This window comes from Rhizobacter sp. P2_H3, from assembly GCF_056403355.1.
On record NZ_JBFUFQ010000146.1, the window covers coordinates 1 to 14,789 of the forward strand.

Here is a 14,789-nt window from a genome sequence, read left to right on the forward strand (position 1 = left end):
GGTTGTGACAGGGCAAACAGGGTTGACGCCTCAGGGGTCGAAGCGGTAGCCGACGCCGTACACCGCGATGATTCCGGAGCCTTGGGGCCGGACATCCTCGAGTTTGCGCCGCAGGTTGCGGATGTGGCTGTCGACGGTGCGGTCGGCCGTGTCGCGAAAATCCTGTCGCACCGCGTCGAGCAGCTGGGCGCGAGACAGGATGGCGCCGGCGCGCACGAGCAGCGCGCGCAGGATGCGGTACTCGGAGGTCGTCAGGTCGAGCGCGCGGCCTTGCCACAGGATGCGTTGTGCCGCTTCGTTGACGTCGAAGCCGCCGTGCGACATGGTGCGGAACTGGCCGGTGACGCGGCGCCACTGCGCCTTCACGCGCGCCGCGACCTCGCGCGGGCTGAACGGCTTGCAGACATAGTCGTCCGCGCCGGCCTCGAGGCCGAGCAACCGGTCGACTTCGTCGATGCGCGCCGTCAGCATGATGATCGGCACCGAGGAGAATTCGCGGATCGAGCGGCACACCTCGAGGCCGTCGAGCCCGGGCAGCATCAGATCGAGCAGCATGATCGACGCGCGCTGCATGCGCACCTCGTTCACCGCCGCGATGCCGTTGTGGACCACCAGCGTCTGCCAGCCCTGCGCGCGCAGGTAGTTGCCGAGCATGTCGGCGATCTTCACGTCGTCCTCGGCGATGAGGATCGGGGTGGTGTCCATCGATGTGCTCACTCGGTTGCTCCTTGCTGGTGCGACTTCACCGGAAGCACGAGTTGCATGGCCAGGCCACCCCATGGAGACGGGCTGGCATCGACGGTGCCGCCGTGGGCGATCACGATGGCGCGCACGATGGCCAGGCCCAATCCGCTGCCCGTTCCGCCGCGTTGGCGAGACCGGTCGGCCCGGAACAGCGGCTCGAAGATCTGGGGCAGGTCGGCAGAGGCTACGCCCGGTGCCGAGTCTTCGACGCGAAGCCACAGGTTGTGGCTGTCCTCGCGCACGCCCCAGCACACGCGCACGCGTCCGGGGCGGGAGGTGTAGCGGCCGCTGTTGGTCAACAGATTGCGCAGCACCTGCTCGATGCGCACCGGATCCCACGAGGCACGCAGGATGTGCGAAGCGGGCGGCAGCACCTCGACCTGCAGGCCGTCCAGTGACGGGTGGCGAACGAGTTTCGTGGTGATGTATTCCAGCGTGGCCAGTGGATCGAGATCGACCATGTGGGATGGCAGGCTGCCGAGGTCTGCGACCGCGAGCAGGTGCAGGTCGTCCACGATGCGCACCATGTGGCGGATTTCCTCGCCGAGGTTCATCACGAGGGCGTGGTTGGGTTCGCGGGCGCCGTCTTCCACCGATTCGATCTCGCCTTGCAGCACCGACAGCGGCGTGCGCAACTCATGGGAGATCTGCGCCATCCATTTGCGGCGGGTCAGTTCGAGCCGGCGCAGCGAGTCCGCCATCGACGACACGTCGTGCGACAACTGCAGCATCTCCTGCGGCCCGTCGAATGCCGCTTCGGCGGGCTCGAACTGGCCGGCGGCGAGCTTGCGTGTCACCTCCTGCAGCGCACCCAGCGGCCGGCTCCATCGGTGGGCTACCTGCACGGCCAGGGCCATCGACACGGCAAGCGATGCGAAGCCTGCCATCGCGATACCCAGGTACTGGCCGCGCAGGAACGCGGCGTCCGACTCATGGAGGCCGTCGCCGAGATCCAGCAAGGCGGTGCCCACCGATCGGCCGTTGACGAGGATCTCGCGGTCCAGCGTGCGGCCGTCCGGCTCCGCGGGACTGCCTGCGAGCCGCGTGCCGCCCGCATCCAGGATGCGGATGCGACCCGCGAACCCCGATTGCCGGACCCGGCTCGCCTGCACACCGCTGCCGCGCTCCTGCGGGTCACCTTCGCGGGCGAGAAATCCCTCGACCAGTTCGCGCATGTCACCGACATCGGAAACGACCGCCGGCAATCCGCCGCGGGCACCGGCCTGCTCGCCGACATAGATCGCGAAACGATTCAGCCGTTGCGACTCGCGGGCGTGCACGTAGCCGGAGACCCCGCCACGCATGCCGAGCAGCGCGCCGACGATGACRCACAGCACGGACAGGCTGACCGTTGCCAGCAGCAGCAGGGCCAATTGATGAACCATTCGCAAGCGCATCGCTGGATTCGTCGATGGTGAGGTTGATGACGGTGTTGTCGGCACCGGCCGGCGCGATGACAGGGTCCAAAGCGCAGGTATGTGCATGCTCGGTGCAGAGATGGCAGCTTGGCAACGAGGGTTCGCAATCGTTGACATTTGCGGGCCTCGAAATGAGCACTTCTGGGTGGCGTACGCATTCTGTTACCCCGATGATTCGACCCCACCGACTCGCAACAAATTGCAACCATGGCTTCTACTCATACGGCTTTCCGCGGCTTCACCCTTGTCGAGCTGAGCGTTGTCCTCGCTGTGGCGTTGACGACGATGGCGGTGGCGCTGCCCGGCTTCAACGCGCAGGTGCAGAACTCGCGCACCGTTCCTGCGCTGAGGGAGATGTCGGTCGTCGGCATCAAGCTGGAAAAGTCGTTCCAGCGTGACCACCGCTATGGCGCGTCCGGGAAATGTGCGGTCCCGGATGCCCAGGTGGAACATTTTTCGGTGCATTGCTCACTCAGTGATGACGGAAGCGGCTACACGCTCGATGCCATCGGCCATGGGCCGATGGCGGGCTACCAGTACCGCACCGACGAACAGGGGCGCCAACGGACGATCTCCCATCCCAACGCGAACAACGCAGCCAACGGGGCGTTGCCGTGCTGGTCGCTGGAAGGTCGTTCCTGCGGGGCATGAGATTGCCGCCATCGATCGAGTCTTCATGACCAATACCGTGGATATCTTGCACAAGCGCATTGACGAGCCTCCGCTTCTCTTGAGCCTCGCCTGCACGAGGCCTGCAGGTGAGTCGACAGGCACCGCTGCAAACAGCGCCGCCGTGGCGGAAACCGGCGCGGCGGAGAGTGCGGCAGACATGCCGGCGCCTGCAGACACCGTGTACGTCGTGGCACAGGACGAACGGCACCGGACGCTCCTTCGCCGGGTCTGTGCCAACCTGGGCCGAGCTTGCATCGTGGCTTCGGTGGCCGATGTGATCGTGCGAGGCCCCCGCATCGGGGCGGCCCGGATGGCGATCGTTGCGGCCAACGGCCTCGATGTGCCGCTCGGCGCCATGCTCGAAACCTTGCGTGAGGCGGGTGTGCTGTCGGTTGCGTTGTACGGGCCGGCATTCGGCAGCCTGGTGCACCTGCTCGCGCTGGAACTCGGCTTCGATCACGTCTGGGGCGACCTGGCGCATGAGGAGGCCCTCGCAGTGCTGATCCGTCACGCGGGGCAGCGGATCCAGAAGGACCGTGCCGTTCGCGTTGACGATGCGCTGGGCGACACCGAGCTGGCGGTGGACACGGCGAGCCTGACCTGCAGTGTGCGGGGCGTGCCGTTCTCGCTGGGAATCTCATCGTTGTACACGCTGAAGTTGTTGCTCGATCGCGCGCCGCATCCGGTCAGTCGGGCCGACATCGAATCCGTGATCCCCGCCACCAAGGTGGGCCGCATCGGCGGCTCGCGCGTCGTCGATGCGCATGTGTCGCGGTTGCGCCAGCGCCTGCGTGAAGTCGGGGCCGATGCGGTCCGGATCGTGGCCATCCGCGGCAAGGGCTACCGCATCACGACCGTGGGGTCCTCGGGTGGCGAAGAGGACGAGACTGCGGCCGACTGACCCTCGACGAGGGCCTCTTCCCGCCTGAGCTGGCCGATGTCGCTGCGCAGCCGCACCATCTCGTGCGGCGAGCGCGCGTCGTAGATGCCGCGGATGCGGTGTCGGCGGTCGACGAGAAAAGCGCGTTCGGTGTGAGGCGGCAAGCCGTCCGCACCGAGTGTCGTGATGTCGGAGTAGAGGCTGTGGCGCGCCCACGCTTCCACATGCCGGGGCTCGCCGGTCAGCAGGATCCAGTCCTTGGGCAGTCCGAACTTGGCGGCATAGTCGTCCAGCGCGCGCACGTCGTCAGTCAGCGGTGACACCGTCAGCGACACGAACTGCGGCGCCTGGCTGCCGAAGCTGGCCTGCAGCGTTCGCAGCAGGTCCATCGACACCGGGCACACCGACACGCAGCCGGCGAAGAACAGGTTGACGACGGTCGGGCCGTTGTCGAGCAGGCGGCTGTCGACGCTTGCCTTGCGGTGATTCGTGAATTCGAAGGCGCCAACCCGCAGTACCGACGAGATGCGATCCCAGCGAGGCCTCATGTCGGCCGACGCATAGAAGGGCAGCGTGTCGTGCGCGAGGATCGAATCGGGCCGACGCCAATCGGCCCACAGGGACCAGGCGGAAACCCCCGCCGTCATGACGGCGAGGCCGAGGCACAGGAGCGCGGCGCGGCGCATCATGGGTGAGGGCTTGCAGCGCCGGATCAGTTGTGGCTCGTGATCGGCGTGCCGCGGTAGCAGCCGATCGTGTACGGGAAGGTTTCCGTCGTGTGGTAGTGGTACTGCGTCACCGAGGTGTCGGTGTGGCCGTGGCAGATGTCGAGATCCTTGTTGGCGATGGTCGTTCCTCCGTCGCCCTGTGGTCCGTAGATTGCGAAGCCGTCGGCCGCGTAGCCGATCACGGCCGAATGCTGGCCCGCGACATCGGCGGTCAGGCCGCACTTCGGCAGGCTGTGATAGTGGTACATACCCGTTTGCTGGGGGTGGCCTTCGCAAGCATCGGTGACCTCCCAAGCCCTCGCATCGCGGCCCTTGGCATCGAACGCGGCGAACATGCGCGCTCCGGTCAGGAAGATGCCGACGGCTCCGCCACCCAGGCAGGTAGGCGTTGCATTGACTGTCGGATTGGTGCTCAGCCCGGACCAGGCGACGGTGTTCGGCTTGATGGAGTTGGGGTTCTGGTCGTATTGATAGGCCAGCGGGCTCGTTTCATTCGTGATCTTGTAGATCCCGGTGGTGTGGCTGGGCAGGCCATTCCCGTCCAGTTTGCGGAAGGCATTGGCGATCGTGTTCGTGAACGTCGATGCCCATGAGACGGCACCGGTCACCGCGTAGATCGACTTGGTCTGCAGGTTCCAGGTCGTTCCGTCGCTGCTGATCCAGCCTTGCGCCGTGTTGCCCGGGTTGTTCGGGTCCGTCGTGCCGCTGCAGGCGTAGAGGTAGCCGACAGCGGTCGGGACCGTGTTGATGATCTTGCTGGTGCCGACAGGCAGCGCCGTGGTATCGACGGTCGTCGACGTGCCCCCTCCCGAAGGCGTCGCGGCCGGCGTCACACTCCTGGCGGTCGACGTTGCCGACCCCGCGGAGTTGGTTGCCGTCACGGTGCAGGAGTAGGTGGTCGTGTTCGTCAACGTGGTGACGGTGATCGGGCTGCTGGTGCCCGTGGCCGATCGGGTCGTGGCACCAGTGGCTGCGCAGCTGCCGGTGTAGCTTGTGGCCGTGCCACCGCTGGTCGATGCCGTGAAGGCGAGGACGGCCTGAGCGTCGCCGGCGGTGGCCGAATCCAGCGTCGGCGTGCCGGGCGCCGTCGTGGTCGTGGTGCTCGTCGTGCTTGTCGACGAGGACGATCCGTTGCCGCCGCACGCGGCGAGCATCAGCAGCGGCCCGACCTGCAGCAGGGATCGGAGGAGTTGAACTGCACGCGAAGGGGCTTGGGTCACGGGTGGCTCCAGAAGGCGGTTGCACGGACGTCGGATAAAACGCACCGTGGACGGTAGAGCTACTTTGTGGAGCAAGAGAGAGCGTTGTCTGCACACTTTCTGCATCTTTGTAGCCAGTCCCTGCGGGGAGGGCCCCGTCTGCGGTACGCTGCCGCCCTTGGCCCGGCAAGCGGGCCTGCGGAGAGCGTTCATGAAGACCCACAACATCGAAATCCAGCGCGTGAAATCCATGGCCCACGACGTTCACGGCATGGTGCATCTGAAGGTCGATGCGCTGGTGCAGACGGTGACCAACCACGACGACGAGCCGTCCAGCGTCATCAGCCTGACCGAGGCGAACCTGCGCGTGCTGCAGGCGTTGATCAAGAACCAGCTGCTCGAGCTCGACAAGCGCAAGGCGCGCAGCCGCTTTTGAAGATGACCACCCCCACGTCGCTTCGCTCCTGCCCCCCGAGGGGGGCGCTCAGCCCCCTTGGGGCGGCCCGGCGTCGACTGAGTTGAAACCGGGTGTGACCCCGGGCCGCCGCGCCCTACAGGCCGGCGCTGCAAGGCCGATGACAGGGGCGAGTGCCGTTCGATCCGGCCTTCAACCCGCCTGTGCACGCGAGCGAAGTGACCACTGACGGTTACCAGTTCTCGCGCCACAATGGTGCCTTCGACCCATGATCCCCGATGACCGTGCCCTCCGTTCCCACCAAGACCTCGCGCGGCCATGACGAGCTGCGCACCCGCACGCAGCGGCTCGGTCAGCGGCACCGCACGGTGCTGTTCCTGGTGGACGGCCGGCGCACGCTGGCCGAGGTGCTGAGCCTGGCGCACCAGGCCGGCGCGCAGACCGTGCATTTCGAGGAACTGGTGCGGCTGGGGCTGGTCGAGATTCCTGCCGAACAGGTGGTGTCGGAGGCGATCGACAGCGGCTCCGGTGCGCTCGATGCCCCCAAGCTCACGAGCGTGGCCCTGGACGTGCCGACACCGCACCAACCCGAGCCTGAACCGATCGTCCCCGTCATCACGCCGCTCACGATCGACGAGCATGCCGACGCGGCACCGATCGACGCGGCCCACCTGTCGTCCACCTCGATGATTCCGCCACAAGCGGTGGCGCCGCCATCGATGCACGCGCCGGTCGACGAACCGATCGCACTGGAGCCCTCTGTGCCACGGGCGCGCCGGGTCGAGCCCGAACCCGCACCACCGGTGCAACTGGTGGAGACGGCCGTGCCGTGGTCCGACACCATCCCGCTTGTCGAGGAACCCAGGGAGGCCGTCTGGGTCGCGCCCGTGCCGGCCGTGGCAACGAAGCCGGCGAAGAAATCAGGCGCCCGCGCTGCGGCGGGCGGCGTGACGGCCGTGCTGAACAAGGCGTTGGGCCGCGGGCGTGCCAAAGCTGTCGCAGACTTGCCGCCGGTGACGCCAAAAATCGAGAAACCGTCATCGGAACAGCAACTGATCGCCCAGGTGCGCGAGCTGCTGCTCGACACCTTGCGCATCGATGCGCCGCTGTTCGCCGCGCTGACCCACGGCAAGGTGCGTTCGGCGCAGACCCAGCGCGACCTGATCGAGCTGGTGTGGGAGATCGAGCGCCACAACAGCCATGCGCGCATGTCGCGCGACGAGCTGATCAGCCTGCAGCAGGCGCGCGAACTGCTCGGCATGGGCAACACGCTGGTGGCGGGCGACAGCCAGTCCGACCGTCACGACGACTGGCCGACCACGCAGCCGCGGTTGTGACGCCGCCGCGAGGCTTCTGGCTCAGTTCGTTGCCGCGCGGGCGGTGCCGAATTCCTTCGTGAACCAATCTGCCAGCAGGGTCTTTTCGCGGCCGAGCGGACCCCGGGCGGTGTCCAGCCCGGCGGATCTCCGCGAGGCCAGGTCGCTCAACGCGGCGTCGCCGGAACGCAGCGTCTGGCCGCCGGACACCAGCGTGTAGCGCAGCCAGATGCGCGCGCTGTCGTGGTTGTCGCGGACCACCCGCAGGTCGCCGCGCGAGCTGTGCCGCACGTAGCCGGCCAGGTCCACGTCGAGCAACTCGACCTGCAGCGATTGGCCGGCCGGCAGGTTCTGCGCCGCGAGCGACTGCAGCTGGTCGGCCAGCAGGCGCAGGTTGGCGTCACGTTCGCGCGGCGTATCGCCGGCGTCGACGAAGCGTTCCGGCTGCTGGTAGCCGACCTCGGCCGAACCTGCAGCCAGGGCCGGTTCGGCCACGCACGCCGCGAGCGCGGCCCATCCGATGATCGATCCGAAGCGCATCGTGAAACTCCTGAAGCCTGACTCGCAACGGTACGCTGCCGTTCGTGGGCGTGCAAGCGTGCCCGACGGCTCCTCCCAGCGGCTACCATCCGCCCGCACTCCCGGAAAGGTCTCTGCCATGCGTCGTCTGCTGATCCCCTTGTTGCTGGCCACGTCGCTGCTGGGCGCCTGCGCCTCCGTCGTCAATCCGGTGACGGGCCGCAGCGAACGCACGGTGATGGACGAGCCGTCCGAGATCGCCGAGGGCAAGAAGGCGCACCAGGAGGTGTTGAAGGAATACACCGTGCTCGACAGCGCACCGGTGCAGGCCTACGTGAACGACCTCGGCCAGCGCCTGGCGAAGCAGTCGCACCGGGCGCAGCTGCAATGGACCTTCACCGTGCTCGACAGCCCCGAGGTCAATGCCTTCGCGCTGCCGGGCGGCTACGTCTACGTGACGCGCGGCATCATGGCCTACATGGAGAGCGAGGGCGACCTGGCCGGCGTGATGGGCCATGAGATCGGCCACGTGACGGCCCGCCATGGCGCGCAGCGCGCCACGCGCCAGCAGACCGCCGGCATCGGCGTGGTCGCGGCCACCGTGCTCGGCGCGGTGCTGGGCATCGGCGACGTGGCGAACCAGGTGTCGCAGAGCGTCGCGGCCGGCTACATCGCCTCGTACAGCCGCGACCAGGAGTCGCAGGCCGACCAGCTCGGCGCCGAGTACCTGGTGCGCAACCGCTACGACCCGAAGAAGATGGTCGAGGTGATCCAGGTGCTGAAGCGCCAGGAGCAGTTCGCGGCCGACACCGCGAAGGCCGAGGGCCGCAGCGCCTCCGGCGGCAACGACTGGCTGGCCTCGCACCCGAGCAACGACCAGCGCCTGCGCGACATCACGACGATCGCCGACGGCTATGCGAAGGACGCCGACTATGTCGACGAGGGCCGCGATCGCTACCTGCAGACGATCGCCGGGCTGCCGTTCGGCGAGAGCCGCGCACAGGGCGTGACGCGCGGGCGCGGCTTCTACCATGAGCCGCTGGGTATCGCGCTGAAGGCGCCCGAGGGCTGGAAGGTGCAGAACTCGGCCGAGGACATCACGCTCGTCAATGCCGCGGGCGATGCCGGGCTGGTGGTGATGCTGGCGCCCGCCAAGGCCGGCAGCACGCATGAGGAGATCGTTCGCAGCGTCTTCAAGCCGACGCAGGGCAAGTTCGACAAGCTCGAGCTGAACGGCCTGAAGGCGAGCCGCTTCACCGGCACCGCGACGACGAAGCAGGGCCAGGCGCGCGCCGTCGTCGCGACGGTGGTGGACGGTCCGCAGAACAACCGCTTCGTGTTGCTGCAGGCGTCGAAGGATGCCGCCGCGCTGCAGCGCAACGCGGCCGGGCTGAAGGAGGCTGAAGGCTCGTTCCGCGCACTGACCGCGGCCGATCGCAGCGTGGCGAAGCCGTGGACGCTGAAGTCGGTGCCGTTCCCGCGCGGTGGCTTCGCCGAACTGGCGAAGCAGTCACCGCTGCCGCAGGCCGAGGCGCAGCTGAAGCTGATCAACGGCGTCTACGGCGGCGGCAAGGACCCGGCCGTGGGGCAGCGGGTCAAGGTCGTCGAGTGACGCTCATTTTCCCCAGCTGTCCTTGAGGCTGGTGATGCGGTTGAAGACCAGCTTGCCCGGCTTCGAATCGATGCGGTCGGCCACGAAGTACCCATGCCGCTCGAACTGGAACTTGTCGTCCGGCTGGGCCTTCGCGAGTGACGGCTCGACGAAGCCCTGCACGACCTTCTTGCTGCCCGGGTTCAGCACCGTCAGGTAGTCGCGGCCGCCCGCATCGGGTTGCGCCTCGGTGAACAGCCGGTCGTAGATCCGCAACTCGGCCGGAACGCCGTCGTGCAYGCCGACCCACGTGATCGTGCCCTTGACCTTCACCGCGTCGGCCCCGGGCGTGCCGCTCTTCGTGTCGGGGATCACCTTCGCCAGCACGACCGGTTCGCCGTTCGCACCGGTCTCGCTGCCGACGCACTCGACGATGACGCCGTACTTCAGCCGCACCTTGTTGCCGGGGAACAGCCGGAAGAAGCCCTTCGGCGGCGTCTCGGCGTAGTCGTCGCGCTCGATCCACAGCTCGGGGCCGAGGCCGAATTCGCGCTGGCCGAGCTCGGGCACGTGCGGGTGCGCCGGTGCGTGGCAGGGCTCGATGTGCGCGGCGCTGCCGAACACCTCGGCCCAGTTGACGAGCTTCAGCTTCACCGGATCGATCACCGTCATCGCGCGCGCCGCCTTGCCTTCCAGGTCGTCGCGCAGCGCGCCCTCGAGCGTGCCGTAGTCGATCCAGCTGTAGTCGCGCGTCACGCCGATGCGTTCGCAGAACAGCTGGATCGCCGCCGGCGTGTAGCCGCGGCGGCGCAGGCCGGCCAGCGTCGGCATGCGCGGGTCGTCCCAGCCGTCGACGTGCTTCTCGTCGACCAGCTGCTTCAGCTTGCGCTTGCTGGTGATCACGTAGGTCAGGTTCAGCCGAGCGAACTCATGCTGGTGCGGACGCGGCTGCGCGAGCAGGCCCAGGCCGCACAGCGTGTCGAGCAGCCAGTCGTAGAACGGGCGCTGGTCCTCGAACTCCAGCGTGCAGATGCTGTGCGTGATCTGCTCGAGCGCGTCCTCGATCGGGTGCGCATAGGTGTACATCGGGTAGATGCACCAGGTGTCGCCGGTGTTGTGGTGTGTCGCGCGCTTGATGCGGTAGAGCGCCGGGTCGCGCAGGTTGATGTTCGGCGACGCCATGTCGATCTTCGCGCGCAGCACCGCGGCGCCATCGGCCAGCTTGCCGTCGCGCATCTCGCGGAAGCGCGCCAGGTTCTCGGCCGGCGTGCGGCTGCGGAACGGGCTGTCGGTGCCGGGCGTGTTGAAGTCGCCGCGCGTGGCCTTCATCGCGTCGGCGCTCTGCTCRTCGACATACGCGTGGCCGGCGCCGATCAGCGCCTCGGCCGCGCGGTACATGAACTCGAAGTAGTTGCTCGCGTAGAAAAGGTGGTCGACCGGCGCGCCGTTCACGTCGCTGCGCCAGTCGAAGCCCAGCCACTTCACCAGCTCGATGATCGCGTCGACGTACTCCTGCTCTTCCTTCTCGGGGTTGGTGTCGTCGAAGCGCAGGTGGCACACGCCGCCGAAGTCGCGCGCCAGCCCGAAGTTCAGCCAGATGCTCTTCGCGTGGCCGACGTGCAGGTAGCCGTTCGGCTCGGGCGGGAAGCGGGTGCGGATGCGCGCCGCGTCGAGCGGCCCGCCGGCCTGATGGGCCGCGTCACCGGGGGAGCCAGCGAAATGGCGACCCGCGTAGCGTCCCTGGTCGAGGTCGCGCTCGATGATCTGCCGCAGGAAATTGGTCGGCCGAACGTCGGAGGCGGCGGACTCGCCGGGCGATGCCTTGCTGTGGGGGTCGCTCATGAAATGGGCTGGGGATTCAAGGGGTTGGGGCGCTGCGCAGGGCTGCGAAGCGTGAATTCATTGTAGTTCCCGCCCCTGGATGCACGCCGGTCGTCTGCAAGTCGTGATTATTCTCACGCTGTCTTGTATCTGGTTGTATCCACCCCCGCGAGCAGAGGGGCGCTGCGCCCTTTTCAGCGGCGGGACGCAGTCGAACAATCGGTGCCATGAACAGACCACCCCGTTCGGTGAACTCCGGTTTCGATTTCACGCCCAGCCAGACCGGCTGGATGGCCACCGCGCCATCGGCACTGATGGACGGGCCGTTCGGCCTGCAGGTCCGCCCGCCGCCACCGAAGCGCGCGCCCCAGCATGTCGGCCTCAGTGGCATCGCCGAAGAATGGCTTGCATCCTTGCCGCCGCGCTACCAGCCGCTGAGCACGGCGCAGCGCCACCCGCACGTCGTCAATCGGTTGGCCGCCTTGTGGGAGAAGCCGCTCAGCCTGCCGGCCTATTTCGACGAACTGCTGCTGAGCGATCGGCCGGGCCGCGCCGGCTTCTCGTTCGAGGTGCTGACCGAACTCGGCGACCTGCGCTCGCTGCTGGAACTGGCGATGCACCGCGCCCGTCAGTAAGGCGAGTCTGGCGGCCAACTTAACCTTCCAGAAACCTGCGGCTTACCAATCGACACGGAAACCGGTCTTCGCGCGAACACGTTGTGACGTTGTAGACCCATGACGCTGCGATCGCAGTGTCTGGAACACAGGAGTTCACGATGTTGAATCGCAAGACCCCGTTCGTCGCCGCGCTGGCCCTGGTGGGTGCGCTGGCCACCGCAGGCGCGCATGCCGCCAATGTGCAATGGTCGATCGGCGTCAACCTGCCGCCGGTGACCACCGTCGTCTCGAGCGGGCCGGTGTATTCGCAGCCCGCGTATTCACAACCGGTCTACGCCGAGCCGGTCTACGTGCAGCCGGCCTACTACGCGCCGGCACCGGTCTACGTGCAGCCCGCGCCGGTGGTGGTCTATCGCCCGCGCCCGGTCTATCGTCCTTACCCGGTGTACCGCCCTTATCCGGTCTATCACACGTATCCGGTGGTGCGGCCGGTGCCGGTGGTGGTGCCGCGCTGGGACGGGCGCCATGACCACCACGACCATGACGGTCGCCGTGACGACCGCGGTGGGCGCGACGGCCGCGACGGCCACCGCCACTGATCACATCGGCTTGAAGAGCTGCGCGTAGAGCCGGCTCACCGCGAGCCGGTCGGCGTGGCCGCGCAGGGTCAGCGTGACCTTGCCGGCCTCGTCGCGCAGCGCGGTGGCGATGGCGTCCGAGCGCACCACGGTGCCGCGGTGGATCTGCCAGAAACGCTGCAGGTCGATCTGCGGCAACAGTTCGCGCAGCGAGATGCGCACCAGGTACTCGCGCTCCAGCGTGACGACCCGCACGTACTTGTCGGCCGCCTCGAAATACAGCACGTCGACCACCGGCACCAGGTGGATCGCGTTGCCGACGGCGGCCTGGATCACCGTCAGCGGCGCGCCAGGTGTCGTGGGCGCCGCAGGTGCGGTCGGCCCACCGCTGCCGAGCAACTGGCGCAGCTGGTCGATCGCGGCGTCGATCGCGCCGCCACCGCCTGAGGCCCGCTGCGCCAGCACGGCCTGCACCCGCGTGCAGGTCTGCGCCAGGCGGGCCGGCTGCACCGGTTTCAGCACATAGTCGACCGCGGYCTGCTCGAAGGCCTGCAGCGCGTACTCGTCGTAGGCCGTCACGAACACCAGCGCCGGCAGCGGCCTGCCGTCGTCCGGCCAGTCTTCGGCGATGGCCTGTGCGGCTTCCAGCCCGGTCATGCCGGGCATGCGGATGTCGAGGAACAGCAGTTGCGGCCGCAGCGCCAGCGCCTGCTGCACCGCGGCTTCGCCATGCGTGACGCTGGCGACGATGTTCAACGCCGGCCATAGCGCCCGCAGCTCGGCCTTCAGGTTCGCGGCGAGCAGCGGCTCGTCCTCGGCGATCAGCGCAGTGGCCTGCATTCCGGTGATGTTCATGCGGTCGGGCTCCAGGGCAGTCGAACGGTGGCGAGCGTGCCGCCATCGGCATCGGCCGCGCCTGCCAGCGTCAGCGATGCGGCCTCGCCGTACAGCGTGGCCAGGCGCTGGCGCACGTGCTCCAGGCCGAAATGCGTGCCGTCGGCCGGCGTTGCGGAGAGGCCCGCGCCGGTGTCGCGCACGGTCAGTACGAGGGCGTCGCCGTCGCGCCGGGCGCCGACGAGCAGCCGGCCGCCGTCGACGTGCGGCTCCAGCCCGTGCTTGATCGCGTTCTCGACCAGCGGCTGCAGCAACAGCGGCGGCACCGGCTGCGCGGCCAGTTCGGGCGGCAGGTCGAACGCGGGCTGCAGCCGGTCGCCCATGCGGACCTTCATCAGCTCGAGGTAGTCGCCGACCCGCGCGAACTCGGCCGACAGCGGATGCAGCGTCGCCCGCGAGGCCGACAGCGTCGCGCGCAGGAAGGCGATCAACTGGTCGAGCATCGTCTGTGCGCGCGGCGGGTCGAGCGCGATCAGCACGCGCAGGTTGGCCAGCGTGTTGAACAGCATGTGCGGCTCGAGCTGCGATTCGAGCAGCTTCAGCTGGTTCTCGGCCGCATCGCGCTGCGCGGCGGCCAGCTGGCGCAGCCGCATCTGGTCCTTGCCGCGGGCGTAGAAGAAGAACGAGATCGCCGCGCTGACCGCGATGCACATCAGCAGGTAGCTCAGCATCGCGCGCGGCGCCATGCGCCACATGTCGAGCAGCGGCCGGTCGTTCAGCGCATCGCCGATCGTGCTGCCGGCCAGGTAGCCGAGGAAGATCGCGCCGCCCTGCAGCGCGAACCGGCGCCAGCCTTCGGGCCAGCCGGTCTGCGGATTGATCTTCACGACCAACCGCCCGAAATCCATCAATGCCCAGATGCTCAGGCCGATCGCCTGCGAGTAGATCATCTGCACCTGCCACGGGCCGGACCGGTTCAAGGCCAGCACGAGGCCGATGAAGCTGTTGAAGCCGACGACCATCAGGCCGTGCTTCAGGAAATCGTGCGGCCGGATGGCGGTGTTGTCGAGCGGGGGCGGCATCGGCGGATTGTGCGGCAGGCGATTCGGGTTCAAGCTCAGGCGGCGCCATGGACCAGCGCGACCCCGCGCGCGAAGGCCGGTTGCGTGCTGAGCATCTGGCGCGGCAGCGTCTGCCACAGGCCGAGGGCGACCAGGCCGGCGAGCAGGCCCCAGGCCCACAGCGGGGCGTGTTGGACGATGGCGAGGAACATAGGGTGTCTCCGTGGCGGGTGGGTCGATGGCCGCACTGTGCCGGCGCAGCCCGCCGCGGCCCAGCGCGCTGCGACGAAGCGGCGCCTGCCGGCGCGAACGGCCGGCCGCGCGGCGTGAATGGACGAGGGAGGGACGAGGGCGGGGCGGGGGAGGCCGCGGCCGCCGGTATAGTCAGCGCCGCCC

The 14,789-nt window shown here is 68.2% G+C and carries 16 protein-coding genes; 7 read left to right on the forward strand and 9 right to left on the reverse strand.

Going from position 1 to position 14,789, the window contains the following annotated elements; genetic code table 11:
- Nucleotides 1-30: 30 nt before the first annotated feature.
- Both AC1D1T_RS22135 and AC1D1T_RS22140 read right to left on the reverse strand, forming a co-directional pair.
- Nucleotides 31-705: a response regulator gene (locus AC1D1T_RS22135; RefSeq protein WP_047505691.1), complete on the reverse strand. Its 675-nt coding sequence runs from the start codon at nucleotides 703-705 to the stop codon at nucleotides 31-33.
- 8 nt (nucleotides 706-713) lie between these two features.
- Nucleotides 714-2,117: an ATP-binding protein gene (locus tag AC1D1T_RS22140; RefSeq protein WP_477826665.1), complete on the reverse strand. Its 1,404-nt coding sequence runs from the start codon at nucleotides 2,115-2,117 to the stop codon at nucleotides 714-716.
- A gap of 252 nt (nucleotides 2,118-2,369) precedes the next feature.
- Here AC1D1T_RS22140 and AC1D1T_RS22145 point away from each other — a divergent pair, with 252 nt between their 5' ends.
- On the forward strand, nucleotides 2,370-2,813 hold the full coding sequence (locus tag AC1D1T_RS22145) for a type IV pilin protein (protein WP_477826666.1): 444 nt from the start codon (nucleotides 2,370-2,372) through the stop codon (nucleotides 2,811-2,813).
- Between the two features lie 25 nt (nucleotides 2,814-2,838).
- On the forward strand, nucleotides 2,839-3,735 hold the full coding sequence (locus AC1D1T_RS22150) for a winged helix-turn-helix domain-containing protein (RefSeq protein ID WP_197066885.1): 897 nt from the start codon (nucleotides 2,839-2,841) through the stop codon (nucleotides 3,733-3,735).
- Here the strand turns inward: AC1D1T_RS22150 and AC1D1T_RS22155 are convergent.
- Together AC1D1T_RS22155 and AC1D1T_RS22160 are read right to left on the reverse strand one after the other, a co-directional pair.
- Nucleotides 3,675-4,400 carry an SCO family protein gene (locus AC1D1T_RS22155; RefSeq protein ID WP_477992495.1) on the reverse strand — a complete coding sequence of 242 codons (726 nt, stop codon included), beginning with the start codon at nucleotides 4,398-4,400 and terminating at the stop codon, nucleotides 3,675-3,677. The genes AC1D1T_RS22150 and AC1D1T_RS22155 overlap by 61 nt on opposite strands.
- 26 nt (nucleotides 4,401-4,426) lie before the next feature.
- On the reverse strand, nucleotides 4,427-5,662 hold the full coding sequence (locus AC1D1T_RS22160; RefSeq protein WP_477842720.1) for a YHYH protein: 1,236 nt from the start codon (nucleotides 5,660-5,662) through the stop codon (nucleotides 4,427-4,429).
- A gap of 190 nt (nucleotides 5,663-5,852) precedes the next feature.
- On the opposite strand from AC1D1T_RS22160, the gene AC1D1T_RS22165 reads away from it, so the two are divergent.
- Nucleotides 5,853-6,077, forward strand: coding sequence for a hypothetical protein (locus tag AC1D1T_RS22165; protein ID WP_047505575.1), 225 nt, complete (start codon nucleotides 5,853-5,855; stop codon nucleotides 6,075-6,077).
- A 257-nt stretch (nucleotides 6,078-6,334) separates the two neighbouring features.
- Nucleotides 6,335-7,393 carry a hypothetical protein gene (locus tag AC1D1T_RS22170; RefSeq protein ID WP_477827596.1) on the forward strand — a complete coding sequence of 353 codons (1,059 nt, stop codon included), beginning with the start codon at nucleotides 6,335-6,337 and terminating at the stop codon, nucleotides 7,391-7,393.
- A 21-nt stretch (nucleotides 7,394-7,414) separates the two neighbouring features.
- Here AC1D1T_RS22170 and AC1D1T_RS22175 read toward each other — a convergent pair whose 3' ends face one another.
- Entirely contained in the window at nucleotides 7,415-7,912 is a 498-nt protein-coding gene (locus tag AC1D1T_RS22175) for a DUF3016 domain-containing protein (protein WP_477827597.1), read from the reverse strand.
- Between the two features lie 118 nt (nucleotides 7,913-8,030).
- Between AC1D1T_RS22175 and AC1D1T_RS22180 the strand changes: the two genes are divergently transcribed.
- The gene (locus AC1D1T_RS22180) at nucleotides 8,031-9,503 is read left to right on the forward strand and encodes a M48 family metalloprotease (RefSeq protein ID WP_465114621.1); all 1,473 of its coding nucleotides are present in this window, start codon (nucleotides 8,031-8,033) and stop codon (nucleotides 9,501-9,503) included.
- Nucleotides 9,504-9,506: 3 nt separating this feature from the next.
- Here the strand turns inward: AC1D1T_RS22180 and AC1D1T_RS22185 are convergent, their stop codons facing one another.
- Nucleotides 9,507-11,324, reverse strand: a complete 1,818-nt coding sequence (locus AC1D1T_RS22185; protein WP_477992496.1) for a glutamine--tRNA ligase/YqeY domain fusion protein — start codon at nucleotides 11,322-11,324, stop codon at nucleotides 9,507-9,509.
- Between the two features lie 206 nt (nucleotides 11,325-11,530).
- Here AC1D1T_RS22185 and AC1D1T_RS22190 point away from each other — a divergent pair, with 206 nt between their 5' ends.
- On the forward strand, nucleotides 11,531-11,938 hold the full coding sequence (locus AC1D1T_RS22190) for a hypothetical protein (RefSeq protein WP_477827229.1): 408 nt from the start codon (nucleotides 11,531-11,533) through the stop codon (nucleotides 11,936-11,938).
- Between the two features lie 140 nt (nucleotides 11,939-12,078).
- Nucleotides 12,079-12,519, forward strand: coding sequence for a hypothetical protein (locus AC1D1T_RS22195; protein WP_477827230.1), 441 nt, complete (start codon nucleotides 12,079-12,081; stop codon nucleotides 12,517-12,519).
- Here the strand turns inward: AC1D1T_RS22195 and AC1D1T_RS22200 are convergent, their stop codons facing one another.
- From AC1D1T_RS22200 to AC1D1T_RS22210, 3 genes are read right to left on the reverse strand one after another with little or no spacing between them, the layout of a single operon-like run.
- A complete protein-coding gene (locus AC1D1T_RS22200; RefSeq protein WP_477992497.1) occupies nucleotides 12,520-13,353 on the reverse strand; it encodes a LytR/AlgR family response regulator transcription factor in 834 nt (277 codons plus the stop codon).
- On the reverse strand, nucleotides 13,350-14,414 hold the full coding sequence (locus AC1D1T_RS22205) for a sensor histidine kinase (protein WP_477841272.1): 1,065 nt from the start codon (nucleotides 14,412-14,414) through the stop codon (nucleotides 13,350-13,352). Before AC1D1T_RS22205 ends, AC1D1T_RS22200 begins: the two co-directional genes overlap by 4 nt.
- Nucleotides 14,415-14,449: 35 nt before the next feature.
- Nucleotides 14,450-14,605, reverse strand: a complete 156-nt coding sequence (locus tag AC1D1T_RS22210) for a hypothetical protein (protein ID WP_477829208.1) — start codon at nucleotides 14,603-14,605, stop codon at nucleotides 14,450-14,452.
- Nucleotides 14,606-14,789 lie beyond the last annotated feature (184 nt).